The sequence below is a fragment of the Sphingomonas sp. LM7 genome (assembly GCF_002002925.1).
Taxonomy (GTDB): domain Bacteria; phylum Pseudomonadota; class Alphaproteobacteria; order Sphingomonadales; family Sphingomonadaceae; genus Sphingomonas.
The window spans coordinates 825156-842320 of record NZ_CP019511.1 but is presented as its reverse complement, the minus strand read 5'-3'; the positions used below and the strand labels follow the sequence as shown (position 1 = coordinate 842320).

General features: G+C 66.3%; 14 protein-coding genes and 3 tRNA genes. 11 read left to right on the top strand and 6 right to left on the bottom strand.

Going from position 1 to position 17165, the window contains the following annotated elements; genetic code table 11:
* Positions 1-24: 24 nt before the first annotated feature.
* The 3 genes from BXU08_RS03830 to BXU08_RS03820 all read left to right on the top strand — a co-directional run bounded on the left by BXU08_RS03830 (position 25) and on the right by BXU08_RS03820 (position 3243).
* Positions 25-1392 carry a M28 family peptidase gene (locus BXU08_RS03830; protein ID WP_077508877.1) on the top strand — a complete coding sequence of 456 codons (1368 nt, stop codon included), beginning with the start codon at positions 25-27 and terminating at the stop codon, positions 1390-1392.
* 163 nt (positions 1393-1555) lie between these two features.
* Positions 1556-1789: a hypothetical protein gene (locus tag BXU08_RS03825; RefSeq protein ID WP_077508876.1), complete on the top strand. Its 234-nt coding sequence runs from the start codon at positions 1556-1558 to the stop codon at positions 1787-1789.
* 128 nt (positions 1790-1917) lie between these two features.
* Complete coding sequence (locus BXU08_RS03820; RefSeq protein WP_253190499.1) at positions 1918-3243, top strand: dicarboxylate/amino acid:cation symporter; 1326 nt, start codon at positions 1918-1920, stop codon at positions 3241-3243.
* Between the two features lie 45 nt (positions 3244-3288).
* Here BXU08_RS03820 and BXU08_RS03815 read toward each other — a convergent pair whose 3' ends face one another.
* The 5 genes from BXU08_RS03815 to BXU08_RS03795 form a co-directional block, all read right to left on the bottom strand.
* Positions 3289-3837 carry an acyltransferase gene (locus BXU08_RS03815; RefSeq protein ID WP_077508874.1) on the bottom strand — a complete coding sequence of 183 codons (549 nt, stop codon included), beginning with the start codon at positions 3835-3837 and terminating at the stop codon, positions 3289-3291.
* A 25-nt stretch (positions 3838-3862) separates the two neighbouring features.
* Positions 3863-3939: transfer RNA gene (locus BXU08_RS03810), tRNA-Pro, on the bottom strand.
* A 69-nt stretch (positions 3940-4008) separates the two neighbouring features.
* Positions 4009-4084 (bottom strand) — tRNA-Ile (locus tag BXU08_RS03805).
* Positions 4075-5133, bottom strand: a complete 1059-nt coding sequence (locus tag BXU08_RS03800) for a polysaccharide deacetylase family protein (protein WP_077508873.1) — start codon at positions 5131-5133, stop codon at positions 4075-4077. Before BXU08_RS03800 ends, BXU08_RS03805 begins: the two co-directional genes overlap by 10 nt.
* A 7-nt stretch (positions 5134-5140) precedes the next feature.
* Positions 5141-6829, bottom strand: a complete 1689-nt coding sequence (locus tag BXU08_RS03795) for a HAMP domain-containing sensor histidine kinase (RefSeq protein WP_171982412.1) — start codon at positions 6827-6829, stop codon at positions 5141-5143.
* Positions 6830-7010: 181 nt separating this feature from the next.
* Between BXU08_RS03795 and BXU08_RS03790 the strand changes: the two genes are divergently transcribed.
* The gene (locus tag BXU08_RS03790; RefSeq protein WP_077511976.1) at positions 7011-7478 is read left to right on the top strand and encodes an Lrp/AsnC family transcriptional regulator; all 468 of its coding nucleotides are present in this window, start codon (positions 7011-7013) and stop codon (positions 7476-7478) included.
* Between the two features lie 66 nt (positions 7479-7544).
* Here the strand turns inward: BXU08_RS03790 and BXU08_RS03785 are convergent, their stop codons facing one another.
* Positions 7545-8804 (bottom strand): tetratricopeptide repeat protein, encoded by a 1260-nt coding sequence (locus BXU08_RS03785; RefSeq protein WP_077508872.1) that lies wholly within the window; start codon positions 8802-8804, stop codon positions 7545-7547.
* A 205-nt stretch (positions 8805-9009) separates the two neighbouring features.
* Between BXU08_RS03785 and BXU08_RS03780 the strand changes: the two genes are divergently transcribed.
* The 7 genes from BXU08_RS03780 to BXU08_RS03750 all read left to right on the top strand — a co-directional run bounded on the left by BXU08_RS03780 (position 9010) and on the right by BXU08_RS03750 (position 16953).
* On the top strand, positions 9010-9615 hold the full coding sequence (locus tag BXU08_RS03780) for a hypothetical protein (RefSeq protein WP_077508871.1): 606 nt from the start codon (positions 9010-9012) through the stop codon (positions 9613-9615).
* Positions 9616-9766: 151 nt separating this feature from the next.
* The gene (gene gyrA, locus BXU08_RS03775; RefSeq protein WP_077508870.1) at positions 9767-12511 is read left to right on the top strand and encodes a DNA gyrase subunit A; all 2745 of its coding nucleotides are present in this window, start codon (positions 9767-9769) and stop codon (positions 12509-12511) included.
* A 155-nt stretch (positions 12512-12666) separates the two neighbouring features.
* Complete coding sequence (locus tag BXU08_RS03770; RefSeq protein WP_077508869.1) at positions 12667-13014, top strand: DUF952 domain-containing protein; 348 nt, start codon at positions 12667-12669, stop codon at positions 13012-13014.
* Between the two features lie 52 nt (positions 13015-13066).
* Positions 13067-13486 (top strand): hypothetical protein, encoded by a 420-nt coding sequence (locus BXU08_RS03765; RefSeq protein WP_077508868.1) that lies wholly within the window; start codon positions 13067-13069, stop codon positions 13484-13486.
* 51 nt (positions 13487-13537) lie between these two features.
* Positions 13538-15511, top strand: coding sequence for a TonB-dependent receptor domain-containing protein (locus tag BXU08_RS03760; RefSeq protein WP_077508867.1), 1974 nt, complete (start codon positions 13538-13540; stop codon positions 15509-15511).
* Positions 15511-16836: a PepSY domain-containing protein gene (locus BXU08_RS03755; protein ID WP_077508866.1), complete on the top strand. Its 1326-nt coding sequence runs from the start codon at positions 15511-15513 to the stop codon at positions 16834-16836. The genes BXU08_RS03760 and BXU08_RS03755 overlap by 1 nt, the downstream gene beginning before the upstream one ends.
* Before the next feature lie 42 nt (positions 16837-16878).
* Positions 16879-16953 (top strand) — tRNA-Glu (locus tag BXU08_RS03750).
* Positions 16954-17165 lie beyond the last annotated feature (212 nt).

The window sequence follows — 17165 nt, the reverse complement described above, 5'->3', positions numbered from 1 at the left end:
TGGGTATGGCTAGCACCTCCGCCCATGACCAAGCGCATCCTGCTCGCGGCGGCCGCCGCGCTCGCCCTGCCCCTCCCCTCGCTGGCCCAGACCGCGCCCGACGTGGCGGCGCTGCGCGACGCGGCGCTCCAGGACGACCTCGCCTGGGAGATCACCGAAGGGCTGACCACCGAGATCGGCGCGCGGCTGGCCGCGACCGAAGACGAGGCGCGCGCACGCAAATGGGCGATCGCCAAGCTGACCGCACTCGGCTTCCGCAACGTCCGCAACGAGCCGTTCAAGATGCCGGTGTGGGTCCGCGGCGATGAAAAGGCCGAAGTCGTTGGGCCGATGGCGCAAAAGCTCACGCTGGCCGCGCTCGGCAATTCGGGATCGACCGGGGCGAAGGGCATCGAAGCGGAGGTCGTATATTTCGCCAGCTTCGCCGAACTCCAGGCGGCACCTGCGGACAGCCTAAACGGCAAGATCGCGTTCATCGACCATGCGATGACGGTGACTCAGGACGGATCGAGCTATGGCGTGTTCGGCGCTGCCCGGCGCACCGGGCCAAGCGTCGCCGCGAGCAAGGGCGCAGTCGCGACGCTGATCCGCTCGATCGGCACCGACTATCATCGCAACCCGCACACCGGCGGCACCAACTGGGCCGCGGGCGTCAAGCCGATCCCCGCCGCGGCACTCGCGCTGCCCGACGCCGAACAGCTCGGGCGGCTGCTCAAGCGCGGGCCGGTGCGGCTCAAGCTGCTGATCACGCCGCAATTCAAGGGCGAAGGCGTATCGGGCAATGTCATCGCCGAAGTGCCGGGCAGCGATCCGAGCGCGGGCATCATCCTGGTCGCCTGTCATCTCGACAGCTGGGACCTCGCCACCGGCGCAATCGACGACGCATCGGGTTGCGGCATCGTCACCGCCGCAGCGAAGCGGATCATGGACGCCGGCCAGCCGCGCCGCACGATCCGGGTGCTCTGGGCCGGCGCCGAGGAGCCCGGCGTATTCGGCGGCAAGGCGTATTTCGAAGCACATAAGGGCGAGCGCCACGTCCTCGCCTCCGAATCGGATTTCGGCGCCGACCGGATCTGGAAGTTCGACGCGACCCTGCCTGCAAGCGGCAAGCCAGTCGTCGATCGGCTGGCGGCGGCACTCGCCCCGATCGGCGTTGGCCGCGGCGGCGATCCGGCTACCGGCGGCGCCGATGTCGCGGCGGTGATCCGCGCCGGCGCGTCCGGGATTGATCTGGCGCAATCGGGATTGCGCTATTTCGACTACCACCACACTCCGGACGACACGCTCGACAAGGTCGATCCGGTCCAGCTACGCCAGAATGTGGCGGCGTGGACGACGATGCTGGCGGTTACTGCCAACGCGCCTGAGGCGATCGGGCCGGTTGCTCCCTGACCCGCGGCGCTCGCATGTCCGAATTCAGGCAAAAAAATGGCAGAAATTTTGCGACGCGGCACATTTGCGATTGACGCAAGCGCAACGACCGCTATTCCAGCGTTTCGCGTCGGGCATTCGGGCCGGGTGCGAAACGTTTAATGTTCCACAGGAGCAAACCCACATGAAGAAGATCCTCATTGTTGCTGCGACCGCCGGCCTGATGTCGCTCGCGGCTTGCAGCGGTGGCACCACCAACACCACTGCCGAGAACGTTGCTGAGAGCCACGAGGCGAACGCAGCGATCTACGAAGAAGCTGCTGACAACACCAGCAACGCAGTTGTCGAGAACGTCCTCGAGAACGCAGCTGCAGTCGAAGAGAACAAGGCCGACGCCGCTGAGGCGAACGCGCATTGATCTCTTCTCCGGTCCCAAGGGACCGGGGGCTGAAGGTTAGAAAGGGCGCTCCCGAAAGGGGGCGCCCTTTTCCGTTTGGGGGACGATCGCGACCGGCGTAGAAACGGCGCGACGATGGAGGGATGAGAATGGGGCCGGTCCTGGCGAGCGATGGGCGCAAGCAGCCATTCTGGCGCCTGCTCTATTTCTGGGTGTTGATCGGCATCATCGCCGGCGTGACCGTGGGTGCACTGTTCCCGGTATTCGGCGCGAGCCTGCAGCCCCTTGGCGACGGCTTCATCAGCCTGGTCAAGATGATCATCCCGCCGGTGATCTTCCTCACCGTGGTGACCGGCATCGCCGGATCGCGCCAGCTCGCCGCACTCGGCCGCGTCGTACTCAAGGCATTCGCCTATTTCCTGTTCTTCTCGACGCTGGCGCTGATCGTCGGCCTCATCGTCGCGAACCTGGTCCAGCCGGGCGCCGGGATGAATATCGATCCGACGACGCTCAACGCCGCGGCCGTCCACGGCTTCGAGGAGAAGGCACACGAGACGACGGTTACCGGCTTCCTGCTCTCGGTGATCCCCACCACCTTGGTCTCGGCCTTCACCAGCGGCTCGATCCTGCAGGTGCTGTTCGTAGCGGTGCTGTTCGGCGTGTCGCTGACGCTGGTCGGCGAGCCTGCACGCCCGGTGACCGACATGCTCGAGCGTATCGCGCTTGTGGTTTTCCGGCTGGTGACGATAGTGATGTGGGCGGCACCGGTGGGCGCGTTCGGGGCGATGGCGTTTACCATCGGCAAATACGGGCTTGGCAGCCTGCTCAGCCTCGGCGCGCTGGTCGGCACTTTCTACCTCACAGCAGCGATCTTCGTGCTGGTGATCCTGGGGGCGGTCGCGGCGCTCAACGGCTTCTCGATCCTCAAGCTGCTCCGTTACCTCAAGGCCGAATTGCTGCTGGTGCTCGGCACTTCCTCGTCCGAAGCTGCCCTGCCTGCGCTCATCCAGAAGATGGAGCGCGCCGGGTGCGACAAGGAAGTCGTCGGCGTCGTCGTGCCCACCGGCTATTCGTTCAACCTCGACGGCACCAACATTTATATGACGCTGGCGGCGCTGTTCATCGCGCAGGCGACAGGCGTCCAGCTGACGCTGGGCGAGCAGGTTGCATTGCTGGGCGTGGCGATGCTGAGCTCGAAGGGGGCGGCGGGCGTGACGGGATCGGGCTTCATCACTCTGGCCGCGACGCTGGCGATCGTGCCCAAGGTGCCGATCGCGGGCATGGCGCTGATCCTGGGTGTCGACCGGTTCATGAGCGAGTGCCGCAGCCTGACCAACTTCATCGGCAACGCAGTCGCGACGATCGTGGTAGCCCGCTGGGAAGGCGCGCTCGACCGTGACCAGCTCGCCCGCGCACTCAACGGCGTGCCCGACGAGTTCCCGGCTGCGCCGCCGGTGGAGAGCGACCCAGACTGAATGGCCAAGAGTTTTGGGAAATCCGTCGAATGGGCAAAATAGCCCTTATTCGGCCCGCTGACCTGGCTGGCTGACACCAGGGTTTCCAGAGCCCGGGCGAACCTGTTTCATCACCCGCGCCGGAATGCCGCCGACGATGCTGTTTGCCGGAACGTCCTTCGTGACCACTGCACCCGCCGCGACAATAGACCCCTTCCCGATGCGGACCCCCGCAAGGACCGTGGCCTTGGCACCGATCCAGACATCGGACTCGATCACGACCGGATGGCGGGACACAGGCTGGCGCTTGATCGGCACATCCGGATCGTCGAAGCCATGTTCGGTCGTCAGGATCGAAACGCCATGTGCGATCGAAACGTCATCGCCGATGGTGATGCCGCCCGAGCAGGAGATGTTGCAGCTCCGGTTGATCGAGACGTTGTCGCCAAGCTCAAGACCATCAACATCTTCGAGAAACACGTCGGGGAAAACGTTGAGGCCGATATGCCGCTTCCCCAGCATTACGTTCAACAGCACGCGCCGGATCTTGACGAACGTCTGCGATTCTCCACGCAAGGTGAGAAGGTACAGACGATAGGCGATCCGGCGTTTCACGCAGCGACGCTCCGCGCAATGGGAATGGTCGGGGAGACAGGATTCGAACCTGCGACATCCTGCTCCCAAAGCAGGCGCGCTACCGGACTGCGCCACTCCCCGACGATGGGCCGCTTAGAGCCTCCCGGCCCGACGCACAAGGCGCGTCGCAAACTATCCGGGGATTGCCGCTGGTGGGCCCGGCAGGACTCGAACCCGCAACCTAGCCGTTATGAGCGGCCAGCTCTAACCGTTGAGCTACAGGCCCCCAGCGCCCGGGGCAGTAGCGGAGGTTGGGGGCGTGCTGCAAGCCGCGTCGAGGATCTCGGCGAGCGACGCCGGCGCCACGTCGAGCTGCACCAGCAGCGCGAACATCGCGTCCCACCAGCGCCAGAACGCCGCCAGGTCCGCCGCGTCGCGGACATAGGGCGTGTGGCCAGGCTCGACCGAGGGCGAGTGGAAACTGAAATTGAGCAGCCGCAGCCCCTCTCCTACCGCGACGCGCACCGCTTCGAGCGCTTCTTCGAGCGGCATGTCCTCCGGCGTGAGCGCGACGCGCGAGAGCAGCTTGAGCCGGGACGCCACGCCGCGGCCGCGTGGCACCCGTCCAAGCCGGGCGTGAAGGCCGGCACCTCCGCGGCGGAGCACCCCGGTGAAGATGGTGGTCAGCGGCAGCTCGACGATCGAATCCGCGGGCCCGGTGTGGAAGGCGTGATTGGGGATGGCGGCGAAATCGGGACCGCCTTCGCCGGAATAGTCATAGCCCGATCGCATCGAAGTATCGGCGCGATAGCCGAGCCGCGCCAACGTGCCGAGCGTATTGGGACCGATGCCGTACCGCCCGGCGCGATAGACCAGCGGTCGCGCGCCGAACGCCGCAGCAATCGCATCGGTCAGCACGGCAAGCTTTCGCTCTTCCAGCCCGGCAGGCAGGTTGCCGGTGAAGCTGTTGCGAACGCAGAGCTCCTCATCGAATGGCGGGTTGACCCAGGGGTGGAGCTGGGTGCCGATCGCGGAACGGCCATCGTCCATCAGGCTGCCCAATATCTCGATCGAGCGCGGGCAAGTCGCGATCGGGTGATCGACCAGCCAGGTGAGCGGGACGCCGTGCGCGGCGAAGCGGGCATGCGCGTCGGGCATCGCCGCCATATGGCTGGTGCCGCGTGCGTCGCGGCGGAACGGAGCGCCCCAGTCGAATTCCTCTTCGGTATCGACGAAGATCGTGAAGCGCGTGCGGAAGCTGTCGGGCCATTGCACGCGCGCGGCGGGCACGGGCGCAGGCGGGCGATAGCCGCTGCCGGTAACCGGGTCCCCCACCCTCAGCTCAGATCGCCTGTCCCACCTGGCTGGTTACGGCGGCGGGAAGCCGCAAAGTCAAGGTCGCGGGCCCGATCACCAGGCTGCCCCCCAGCTCGCGGGCGAGATTGCGCGACAGCCGCAGCGCGAAGCCGGTGCCGAGCAGCGTAGAATCCTCACGCTCATCATCGATGCCGAGCACCGAATCGCCCGGATAGTCCGCCAGCGCCTTGGGCCGGTCGATCGAGACGGCTACGCGCCGCTCGCTCTCGGTCACCATGTTGACGCCGATCCGCTCGCCGAGGCCGCTGGCCGAGACCAAAGTCGCCATCAGCCGCGAAAGCAGCCGTTCCACTGCGCGGCGATCGCCGGTGACGGTGATGTCTTCGGCGGGCAGCGCGATCATCGAGCCGCGAAGCTCGAGCAACTGCGCAAGATCGTCGCTGATCGTGACGAGCAGCGGGCGCAGCGCCACCTGCCCCGGCGTCAGCGCGAGCGCGTCGCTCTCGATCCGGGCGGCGAGGTCGAGATCGTCGATCGCGCCCAGCAATTCTCGCGCCTCGCTTCGGATTACGTTCGCGCGCTGGCGATAGACGTCGGAGACCGGGCCGAGCATCTGCGTCTCAATCATCTCGGCGAAACCGGCGATCGCATTGGTCGGCGTGCGCAGTTCGTGGACCAGCTGGCGCAGCGATTCGGCCGGCGAGCCGGTCGGCGCACGCATCGGCTCGGCGCGCTCGTCGGTGCGTGGGCGCCGCGCCGTGCCGCGATAGCCGGTGAATCGGCCATTGGCCGGATCGAATACCGGCACCGCCGAGATCAGCCAGTCGCCCGCGGCGTCCGAATTGCCCTCTATCATCATCCGCGCAGTCGAGAAGCCGGCGCGGCGGCGAAACGCGCCGGCGGCGACGCCATCGACCTGCGAGCCGTCGGTCACCCCGCTCAGGTCCAGCGAAAGCCCGATCACCGGCGCGCGGCTGACGCCATCCACCCAGCGGATCATGCCCTTCTCGTCGGTTTCGAAGCGGAATTCCTCCGCGGGCGGCGGCGCGGACGGGACGATTGGCCCGGTCTCCTCGCGATGTCGCCAGAACGCATCGATCCGGGCGACGACTTCGGCGATCTCGAACGGACCATCGCCCTCGGCAGGCGGCGCGACCGGCTGCGCCGCCGCAGTGATCCTGTCGCTATGGTCCATGTCGGGGTTGTGCGCGTCGGGGGACGGTTCCGCAATCGATCCGGCGGATCTATCCACAACTTCCGTCAACGCTTCGCCGCGTTCGGCCACGCCGTCAGGCAGGACGAAATCGACCGAGCCAAAGCTTTCGAGCGCACGCTGCACCGGCGGACCTAGGTCGCGGCGGTTGCGCAGCACGCTGCGCGCGGCGGGGGCAAGGTCGGGAAGCAGCTGGATCCATTCCGACGATGTGAGCTGCGCGCTACGCAGCACCGGGACCGCGATCGAGATGTTGTCCTGCGCAAACAGCCGCACCAGCGGCGCAGGCGGGTTGGCGAATTCGAGCGCGCGGGCGCTGGCGGCACGGACCGGCGGGGGCACGTCCCCCCGGATCGCACGCAGCGTCGCCATCGCGCGCGTGGCAGGCGGAACCCGGCGGCGGCCGATCAGGTCGACGAGTTGCCGCCATGCCGAATGCACGCCATAGGGCGTGGTCAGATCGGCGGCGAGAACCGTCTCCAGGGTATCGTCGAAGCGCACGCGCCAGCCATTGTCCCAACGACGCGGAAGCGCGTCTTCAATATTTATTAACGTTCAAAGGCGTCGCTCGAAACATGCCATTTCGGCACGTCGCATTGTGGGACAATTGCGTTGCGTTGAAATTATCTTATAGTCTAGCAACCCAATCATGCAACGAATCCACAACGAAAGTGACGACCTCATGCGATTCGACGAAATCGACGTGCGGATCCTCGGGCTGCTCCAAGATAATGGCCGGATGACCAATGTCGAGCTGGCGGAGCGCGTCGGCTTGACTGCGCCGCCCTGCCTGCGCCGCGTGCGTGCGCTCGAGCAGCAAGGCGCGATCAGCGGCTATCATGCCGCGCTGGATCCCGCCGCGCTCGGCTATAACCTTACCGTGTTCGCGATGGTCAGCCTGAAGAGCCAGGCGGAGAGCGACCTGCGCGCGTTCGAGCAACTGGTGGCCGACATTCCCGAAGTCCGCGAATGCCACATGCTCAATGGCGAGATCGACTTCATCCTAAAGATCGTCGCCCCGGACCTGCAGAGCTTCCAGCAGATCCTGACGACTCAGCTTACCACCGCGCCCAATGTCGAGCATGTGAAGACGTCGCTGACGATCCGCACCTCGAAGGCACTGCCGGGCGTCCCCGTCCCAGAAATGTAAGAACCGGAATATGAAAAGGGGCGGCACGACGGCCGCCCCTTTCTTTTTCCGTTCTGCGCCCGCGGCTCAGGCGAGCGGCGGGAAATCCACCGACGCCTGCCACAGCAGCGCCGTGTTGGCATAGGCGCCCTTGACTGCCTGGAACGCAGTGCGCGCCTCATCCTTGCGGCCCAGCGCGCGCAGCGCGACGCCGCGGTTGAGGTTCACTTCATCGGCATCGACGCTGCCCTTCTGGAGCGCCACGTCGTAGAGCTCGACGGCGCGGGCGTAATTGCCCGACGCGAGGAACGCGTCGCCGGTCTGCTGCGCGGTGCGGCCGTCCTTGGCGGCAGCCGACTGCTTGGCGAGTGTCTCCAGCGAGCCCTCCGACTTAACGGCCGCCTGCGAGGCGGTGTAGGTCCGTCCGACATCGGCGTCGCCCGCCGGGATCTTGCCCGACTTGCGGCCTTCGTCGATCACCGAAACGGCTTCCCAAGGCAGGCCGGCCTGCTGCGCGGCGAAGCCGTAATCGGCATAGTCGCCGCGATCTGCCAGCGCGTTGGTGGCGCGCATCAGGCGGTACAGGTTGAGCTTGTCGGTCTTGCCGGCGCCCGCCGGGCTGGCGAGGCGCGTGATCTGGATCGCCCAGCGCCAGTTCTGCGCGGTGGGATATTCGGCGATGAAGCGCTTGAGCCAATCGGCCGTCGCCACACGATCGCCGGTGGCGTTCACCTTCGGGATCGCGAACTTGTACCAGTCGGCCGGCGGCTTGCGCCCGGCGGCCTTGGTCGCTTCGATCGCGCGGCTCACTTCGGCGATCGCCTCTGCCGGCTTGCCGGTGGCCGAATAGGCATTGGCGAGCAGCACGGGCAGGTCGCTCTCGGTCGAGCCGAGCTCGCGCGCCTTGAGCAGCGGCGCGATAGCCTCGGAGGCCTTGCGCTGCTTGATCAGCTCGGCGCCGACCATGTAATTGTAGATCGCGCCATAGACCTTGATGCGGTCGGGCGGGGTCTTGGGGCTGCTCGCGAGAATGCTGAGCGCCTTCATCTGGCCGGTCTCGTTCTTGCGCTCGAGCTCGAGCAGAAGGCGGAGATAGGCCGAGTAATATTTCTCGTCGTCATTCTTGGCGACGGCCTCGGCGGCGCTGATCTGGGTGTCGGCGGTCGCGAGGTCCTTTGCCTTGAGCGCGACATCGGCTGCGGCAGCCGGCTTGCGGAACTCCTCGCTGACCTTCAGCTCGGGCGCCGCGGCCTGCTTGTCCTTCTGCGCGAAGGCGGGGGCGCTGCCCAGCGCGGAAGCGCCCAGCGTCAGCACAGTGGCCATCGCGAGCTTCGAAACGAACGTCATTTACTACTCTCCTCGTGGGAACGGCAGACGATTTGGGGGTCCTGTAAATGCCCGCCGCGCGCCGTTCAAGCGGACGCGTTCGATGAGCCGGATGCCAAGCGCGCCCTGAACGACGATTGAACGCGGTTCATCGTTCCAGCGCTGGCGTTCGTCGCGCAAAATCGCTTAAGCTGTCGATGGTATTATTCGGGGGGAATTTTTCTTCATGTTGACGATGTTCGCGCTGATGCTTCAGACGCCCACGCTCGAAGCCGACACTGCCAAGGCCGCGATGAAGTGCGCCCAGGTCGTCGCGATCGCAGGCGCGAACGTGGATTCGCCGATGCGCCTGACTTCGCAATTCACCCATCTGTCGATGCAGGCGGCGAAGGCCGAAGGCGCCAGCGAATCCTTCTTCGCCCGGCTGCAGGCGCTTTCCGAGGAAGCCAGCAAGGGCACGGTGCCCACGCCCGAAGCCGCGAAGCAGCTCGCTCCCCTCTGCCACGCGCGCTTCCCGCTCGCGCGCAGCACCAGCCCGGTGCGTCTGCCCGCCGATCCGTTCAAACGGACGATGCTGTGCTTCGGCACGCTTTCGGTACTGCAGGGTGCAGCCGAGGAAATCAGCAAGGAAAGCGGCGACACCGCGGTTCTCACGAGGATCAAGGCAGGGCTGGCACCGCTATCGGACAAGCTCACCGACGACGAGCTCAAGAAGCGCAACCTGGGCAGCGATGCCAGCTTCCTGAAGGCGCTGAGCGACGAAATGATCGCGTCGGTCTCCATCGGCAATCCGATTTCCGTCGCGGCAGCCTGCGGTGTGACCGGCCTCTAGGTCGAGCACCCAGGCGAACTATCGATATACTGCCGCGAAAGCTCTCCGGCCTCGCGCGTACGTACGCGCGGGCGCAGGTGCGCGGGGTTGGCAGGTGGTATCGGGCGCGCTAGAGCCATAGCAACGTAACAAACTCCGAAAGCACCATCCTTTGACCGACGAGACCATCCTCGCCGACCCTTCCGACATTACCCCGATCTCGATCGTCGACGAGATGAAGACCTCGTACCTCGATTACGCGATGAGCGTGATCGTGGCGCGCGCCCTCCCCGACGTTCGGGATGGTCTCAAGCCGGTCCACCGCCGCATCCTCTATGCCGCGCAGGAAGGCGGCTATGTCGCTGGCCGCGCCTATCGCAAATCGGCGCGCCTCGTCGGCGACGTGATGGGCAAATATCATCCGCACGGCGACAGCTCGATCTACGACGCGATGGCGCGCATGGCCCAGGACTGGGCGATGCGAGTGCCGCTGATCGACGGCCAGGGCAATTTCGGCTCGATGGATCCCGATCCGCCCGCGGCGATGCGCTACACCGAAGCGCGCCTTGCCAAGGTCGCCTCGGCGCTGCTCGACGACATCGACAAGGACACGGTCGACTTCCAGGACAATTACGACGGCTCCGAAAGCGAGCCGACGGTCCTGCCCGCCCGCTACCCAAACCTTCTCGTCAACGGCGCCGGCGGCATCGCGGTCGGCATGGCGACCAACATCCCGCCGCATAATCTCGGCGAAGTGATCGACGCGTGCCTCGCCTATATCGAGAATGGCGCGATCACGATCGAAGAGCTGTTCGAGATCGTCCCCGGTCCCGATTTTCCCACCGGCGGGATCATTCTCGGCCGTTCGGGTTGCCGCAGCGCCTACCAGACCGGTCGCGGCTCGATCATGGTGCGCAGCCGCCACACCACCGAACAGCGCGGCGAGCGCCGCTCGATCGTGCTCACCGAGATTCCGTACCAGCAGGGCAAGAACGCGCTGGTCGAGAAGATCGCAGAGGCCGCCAAGGAAAAGCGGATCGAAGGCGTCAGCGACATCCGCGACGAATCGAATCGCGAAGGCGTGCGCATCGTCATCGACCTCAAGCGCGACGCGACTCCCGAAGTCGTGCTCAACCAGCTGTGGCGCAACACCCCGGCGCAGTCGTCCTTCCCGGCGAACATGCTCGCGATCCGCGGCGGCCGCCCCGAACTGCTCAACCTGCGCGACATCATCGAGGCGTTCGTCAAGTTCCGCGAAGAGGTCATCACGCGGCGCTCGAAGTTCGAGCTCGCCAAGGCACGCGACCGTGCACACATCTTGCTCGGCCTCGTCATCGCAGTCACCAACCTCGACGAAGTTGTGAAGATCATTCGCAGTTCGCCGAGCCCCGCGGTTGCACGCGATCGCTTGCTGACCCGCGAATGGCCGATCGCCGAGATCGCGCCGTATATCCGCCTGGTCGAGGCGATCGACACCGAGGTTAGCGGCGACAACTATCGCCTGAGCGAAGTCCAGGTTCGGGCGATCCTCGACCTGCGCCTGCATCGCCTTACCGCGCTGGGCCGCGACGAGATCGGCGAAGAACTCGCCAAGCTCGCCGAGACGATCGCCGAACTGCTCGAGATCCTCGGCAACCGCGCCAAGCTCTACGAAGTCATCGTCGAGGAATTGACCGCGGTCCGCGACGCCTATGCGACGCCGCGCCGCACCGAAATCGCCGCCGCCGCCGACGGGATCGAGGACGAAGACCTGATCGAGCGCGAGGACATGGTCGTCACCGTGACCATGGAAGGCTATATCAAGCGCACCCCGCTCGACACCTTCCGCGCGCAGAACAAGGGGGGCAAGGGCCGCGCCGGCATGGCGACCAAGGACGAGGATGCAGTCACGCACCTCTTCGTCACGTCGACGCACACGCCGGTGCTGTTCTTCTCGACCCACGGCAAGGTCTATCGAATGAAGGTCTGGCGCCTGCCCGAGGGCGGTCCGGCCACCCGCGGCCGGCCGATGATCAACTTGCTCCCGCTCGCCAGCGGGGAGACGATCTCGACCGTGCTGCCGCTGCCCGAGGACGAGAATGAATGGGGCGCGCTCCACGTCATGTTCGCTACCGCCAAGGGTTCGGTGCGCCGCAATTCGATGGACGCATTCGCCAACATCCGCACCAACGGCAAGATCGCGATGAAGTTCGAGGAGGGATCGGAAGATCGCCTGATCGGCGTGTCGCTGCTGACCGAAGACAATGACGTCCTGCTCGCCACCAAGCAGGGCAAGGCGATCCGTTTCGCCTCGACCGACGTCCGCGAATTCCAGAGCCGCGATTCTACCGGCGTGCGCGGCGCGCGGCTGGCCGAGGGCGACGAAGTCATCTCGCTGTCGGTGCTACGCGGCTTCGCCGCCACGCCGCAGGAACGCGAGGATTACCTCAAGGCCGCTCCGTGGAAGGAAGGCGACCGCGAAGTCACCCTCAGCGCCGAGCGCATGGCCGAATTCGAGACAGCGGAAGAATTCGTCCTCACCGTCACCGCCAACGGCTATGGCAAGCGCACCTCGGCGTACGAATATCGCCGCACCAACCGCGGTGGCCAGGGCATCACCAACATCGTCAGCTCGGACCGCAACGGCCCGGTGGTGGCTAGCTTCCCGGCTCACAATGGCGAGCAGCTGATGCTGGTTACCGATCAGGCCAAGCTGATCCGCACCACGGTGGGCTCGGTGCGCGTCACCGGGCGCAACACCCAGGGCGTGATCCTCTTCCGCGTCGCCAAAGACGAACATGTCGTCTCGGCCGCGCGGATCGAGGAGAGCGAGGACGAAGCCGAGATCAACCTCGCCGACGGCCCGACTGGCGGCGAACCGACTCCGGATGCGACCACGAACGAAGACTTGGCTGCAGGCCCGGAAGACGGGCAGTAAAACCACGCGTCACCCCGGCCTCGTGCCGGGGTCGACCGGTCGGAAGCGCTTGCGCTGATCGCGGACGCCTCGGCTGCCGCACGGTGGCACCCGGAACAAGTCCGGGGTGACGGGGTATTGCTTGGCAAGTGCAGCCCAGTTTCACGGAGGACAGGATGCCCGATCCCATCGCCTATAAAGTGCTCACTGCCGAGCAGATGAAGTCATTGGAGCAGGACGGCAGCTTCGTCGGTGCGCCGGTGGACCTCGCCGACGGGTACATCCACCTCTCGACCGCCGCGCAGCTGCAGGAAACGCTCGACAAGCACTTCGCCGGCCAGGACGGGCTGTGGCTCGCCGCGGTCGATCTCGAAGCGCTCGGGGAGGCGATCAAGTGGGAGCCCTCGCGCGGCGGGCAGCTGTTTCCGCACATCTATGGGCCGCTGCCGCTGGACGTGGTCACCGCCTATAGCGAAGTCCATTACGAGCCTGACGGCAGCCTGCGACTGCCCATCGCCGGCTAACTGGGACAAATTGTCCGCTTGCCGATGCCCGCTACATGGGCGACGAAGGCGCGTGACCGAAAGGACGGATCTCGGGCGAAACAGCTGGCAGCGTCTCGCGCTGCTGCTGGTCGGCTGCGCGCTGCTCCTGCGCATCGCGGTTCCGGCCGGGTGGATGCCGCAGGTTTCCGCCGGGCATGTCACGCTGTCCTGGTGCGCCGATAGCGGCTTCAGCGGCGGCGGCGCGCTCGCCGAGGCCAAGGCACTGCTCGCCGACGCCGTCGGCAAGCCCGCCCCCGCCGAGCACAAGGCTTCCGACCAGCCCTGCGCATTCGCGATGGCCGCGCAGCCTATCGCCCCTCCGGCGCCGGTCATACTCCCGCAGCTCCTGCCCGCCGCCGAACCGGTGCGCCACGTCCGCTTCGAAGCCGCTCCCGGCCGCGGGCTCGCTGCGCCGCCGCCGCTCTCGACCGGCCCACCCCGCCTCGCCTGACGCCGTCCGCGCCTTCGCGCGCGCTGTTCGTTCAGTCGAGGAATCCCTATAATGTCGTTTGTTCTTCGCGCCGTGTTCGGCGCACCGTTGCTCGTCGCCGTGCCCGCGCTCGCGCAGGAAACCCCGTCCGCCAACACCGAAATCGTCGTCACTGCCGAGCGGCTGGTCAAGGAAGCCATCCAGCGCGTCGGCGAGACGCCTGGCGGCGCCAATGTCGTCCCCGCCAGCGACTATGACGCGAAGCTCGCGGTCTCGCTGCGCGACGCGCTCGCCTTTTCCCCCGGCGTCTACGCCCAGCCGCGCTTCGGGCAGGAAGTGCGCCTGTCGATCCGCGGATCGGGAATCAGCCGTGGCTATCACATGCGCGGCCTGACGCTGCTCCAGGACGGCATTCCCATCAACCTCGCCGACGACAACGGCGATTTCCAGGAGCTCGACCCTGCCTTGCTCCAGCATATCGAAGTGTTCCGTGGCGCCAACGCGCTGCGCTTCGGCGCCTCGACGCTGGGCGGCGCGATCAACGGAGTCACGCCCACCGGCCGCTCATCGAACGGGGCGCAACTGCGCCTCGACGGCGGCAGCTTCAACACGATCCGTGGCCTAGCCAGCTTGGGCTATGCCGACGAACGCGGCGACGCCTGGCTGGCGATCGCCGGCGACCGTTCCGACGGCGACCGCGACCATGCCCGCCGCAAGGCGCTGCGCGTGAACGGCAATGTCGGCTTGCGGCTCGGCGAAGGCATCGAGACGCGTTTCTACGCCAGCGCACAGTCTATCCGGCAAGAACTGCCCGGCGCGCTTACCTACGCCGTGGTACGATCGGCACCACAGACCGGCAATTTCGCCGGCGACCAGGCGCGCGACATCGACTCGCTGCGGCTCCAGAACCGCACCAGCTTCGTGATCGGCGACGGCAAGCTCGATGTCGGCCTGTTCCTCAACGCCAAGCAGCTCCATCACCCTATCTACCAGCTCGTCGACCAGAAATCGTTCGACTGGGGCAGTTATGCGCGGCTCGACCAGGATTTCGGCGCATTCAGCTTAACCGCGGGTGTAACCGCGCGTTTCGGCGACGTCGCCTCGCGCCGCTTCGTCAACCTCAATGGCGAGCAGGGCGCGAAGACGTTTGCGGCAGACCAGCAGGCGCGAACTATCGACGCCTATGCCGAAGCGCGGGTGCGTCCGCTCGATCGGCTGACGCTTATCGCCGGCGCAGTCTACACCTCTGGCCTCCGCCGCCAGGACCAAATCTTCCCGATCGTCTCCAGCGGCCGCGCAACCTTCGATCAGCTTTCGCCCAAGCTGGGGCTGTTGTTCGAGCCGGGATACACCGTACAGCTATACGCCAATCTCAGCCGCAGCCACGAACTGCCCGGCTTCATCGAGCTCGCCCAGATCTCCAGCTTCGTGCCGCTCGACGCCCAGCGTGGCTGGACCGCGGAGATCGGCGGACGCGGCCGGATCGGCCCGCTGCGCTTCGACCTCAGCGTCTACCGCGCTGATCTGGACGGCGAACTGCTCCAATATAATATCGCGCCGCCGACGATCCCCGCATCTACCTTCAACGCCGGACGCACCCGGCATCAGGGTGTGGAGCTCGGGCTCGACCTCGATCTTACCGCATGGGCGCGGTTGCGGCAGGTCTATATGTGGAACAACTTCCGCTTCGTCGATGACACCCAGTTCGGCAACAATCGCCTGCCTGTGGTCCCAGAGCATTTCTACCGTGCCGAACTGCGGCTGGGCGGCGAGACACTGCATGTCTCGCCGAATCTCGAATGGACGCCACGAGGCGCCTGGACCGACTATGCCAACAGCTTCCGGACCGACGGCTATGTGCTGGTCGGACTGAGCGCCGAGGCCCAGATCGACGATCGCTTCACGCTGTTCGCCGACGCGCGCAATCTCGGCGGTCGCAAGGCGGCAGGGGATATCTCCGCGGTGATCGCCTACACCTCGGCGAGTGCGATCTTCTACCCGGTCGAGCGGCGCAGCGTGTTCGCCGGCGTACGGGCGAGCTTCTGATGGCGGCCGCTCCGGGCATGCGCTGGTACAATGCGGTGTGGCGCTGGCATTTCTATGCCGGGCTGTTCTGCATGCCCTTCGTCCTGTGGCTCGCCGCGACGGGGACGATCTATCTGTGGAAGCCGCAGATCGAGGCGTGGCTGGAGCGGCCCTACAATAGCCTGACGCCCACCGGACCGCGCGCAAGCGCCGAAACCCAGGTCAGGGCGGCACTCGCCGCGGTGCCCGGCGCGACGCTGCACAGATATCAGCTCCCCCAGGCGCCCGGCGAGGCCGCGCGGGTGATCGTTGGCAAGGATCGCGCCGAGACCCGCGTCTATGTCGATCCCTATCGCCTGCGCGTGCTGCGCATCGAAGCCGAAAGCGAACGCCCGATGCGGGTGATTTCCGACCTCCACGGCAAATTCCGCGCAGGCAATCCGGGCAGCTACCTCGTCGAGATCGCCGCCTGCTGGACGGTGACGATGCTGTTGACCGGCCTCTATCTCTGGTGGCCGCGGCGTGTCCGCGGGCTCGGCGGCGTATTCTATCCCCGGCTGGGGCGCGGAAAACGCCTGTTCTGGCGCGATCTGCACGCAGTCGCGGGTATCTGGGTCGCTGTGCTGGCACTGTTCCTGATCTCGACCGGGCTCCCCTGGGCGAAATTCTGGGGCAGCTATTTCAAGGAGGTCCGCACCGCCACCGGCACGCTCGACGGACCCCAGGACTGGCCCACCGGTGCGCGGCCGATGCTGGGCGACCATGCCGAGCATGGCGGCATGGCGATGCCGCATACCGTGGCGCCGGGCGGCGCGCTCGATCGCGTGGTCGCAGCCGCCTACCCGCTCGGGATCGCCGCGCCGGTGCTGCTCGCCCCGCCCTCGCAGGGCACGGACTGGACGATCACTTCAGACGCAGCCAACCGTCCGCAACGCACGCGGATTACCGTGGACGGTACCACCGGCGCCCTCACCTCGCGCCGCGACTTCGCCGATCGTCACTGGCTCGACCGCGCAGTGGGCTATGGCATCGCCGCGCATGAGGGCGCGCTGTTCGGCCTCGCCAACCAGCTGCTCGGCACGCTCACCGCGCTGCTGCTCGCCACGCTGTCGGTTTCGGGTACGGTGATGTGGTGGCGCAGGCGCCCCCAGGGCCTGCTCGGTGCGCCGGCGCCGCTTTCGCGTCCGCGCTATGGGCCGGTGCTGATCGGCGCGATCCTGCTGCTCGCCGCCGCGATGCCGTTGTTCGGCGCGACGCTCGCGCTGGCGGCAATCGGCGACCGTCTGCTGCTCCCCCGCTGGCCCGCCGCACAACGTTGGCTAGGTCTCGCGCCGATACGCGCTTGACGGCACCGGACGCGCTGCGTAAGTGCGCGCCTTCCGCTGCACGGCCCCTTCGTCTAGCGGTTAGGACGTCGCCCTCTCACGGCGAAAACACGAGTTCGATTCTCGTAGGGGTCACCAAGCGATTTCAATCGCTTAGCGGTAAAATGCCAGGCTCAGTAGCCGTTTTCGGTAACGGATCGGTTATAAACCTCCTGAGCCGCTAAGGCATTTCCCCAGACAGATGCGCAAATGGCGGCCATCAAGACACTCTGGTGATGGGACACTCCGCAGCCTCAGCAGGCCCGGTTCAACGGCTGGACGTGGGCAGACTGCTGACTATCAGGTTTCAG

Bases quoted from the DNA above. Each gene is read 5' to 3' on its own strand.
- BXU08_RS03830 (WP_077508877.1), top strand. From the start codon at position 25: ATGACCAAGCGCATCCTGCTCGCGGCGGCCGCCGCGCTCGCCCTGCCC.
- BXU08_RS03790 (WP_077511976.1), top strand. From the start codon at position 7,011: ATGCGATTCGACGAAATCGACGTGCGGATCCTCGGGCTGCTCCAAGAT.
- BXU08_RS03780 (WP_077508871.1), top strand. From the start codon at position 9,010: ATGTTGACGATGTTCGCGCTGATGCTTCAGACGCCCACGCTCGAAGCC.
- BXU08_RS03825 (WP_077508876.1), top strand. From the start codon at position 1,556: ATGAAGAAGATCCTCATTGTTGCTGCGACCGCCGGCCTGATGTCGCTC.
- BXU08_RS03755 (WP_077508866.1), top strand. From the start codon at position 15,511: ATGGCGGCCGCTCCGGGCATGCGCTGGTACAATGCGGTGTGGCGCTGG.
- BXU08_RS03820 (WP_253190499.1), top strand. From the start codon at position 1,918: ATGGGGCCGGTCCTGGCGAGCGATGGGCGCAAGCAGCCATTCTGGCGC.
- BXU08_RS03760 (WP_077508867.1), top strand. From the start codon at position 13,538: ATGTCGTTTGTTCTTCGCGCCGTGTTCGGCGCACCGTTGCTCGTCGCC.
- BXU08_RS03785 (WP_077508872.1), bottom strand. From the start codon at position 8,804: ATGACGTTCGTTTCGAAGCTCGCGATGGCCACTGTGCTGACGCTGGGC.
- BXU08_RS03770 (WP_077508869.1), top strand. From the start codon at position 12,667: ATGCCCGATCCCATCGCCTATAAAGTGCTCACTGCCGAGCAGATGAAG.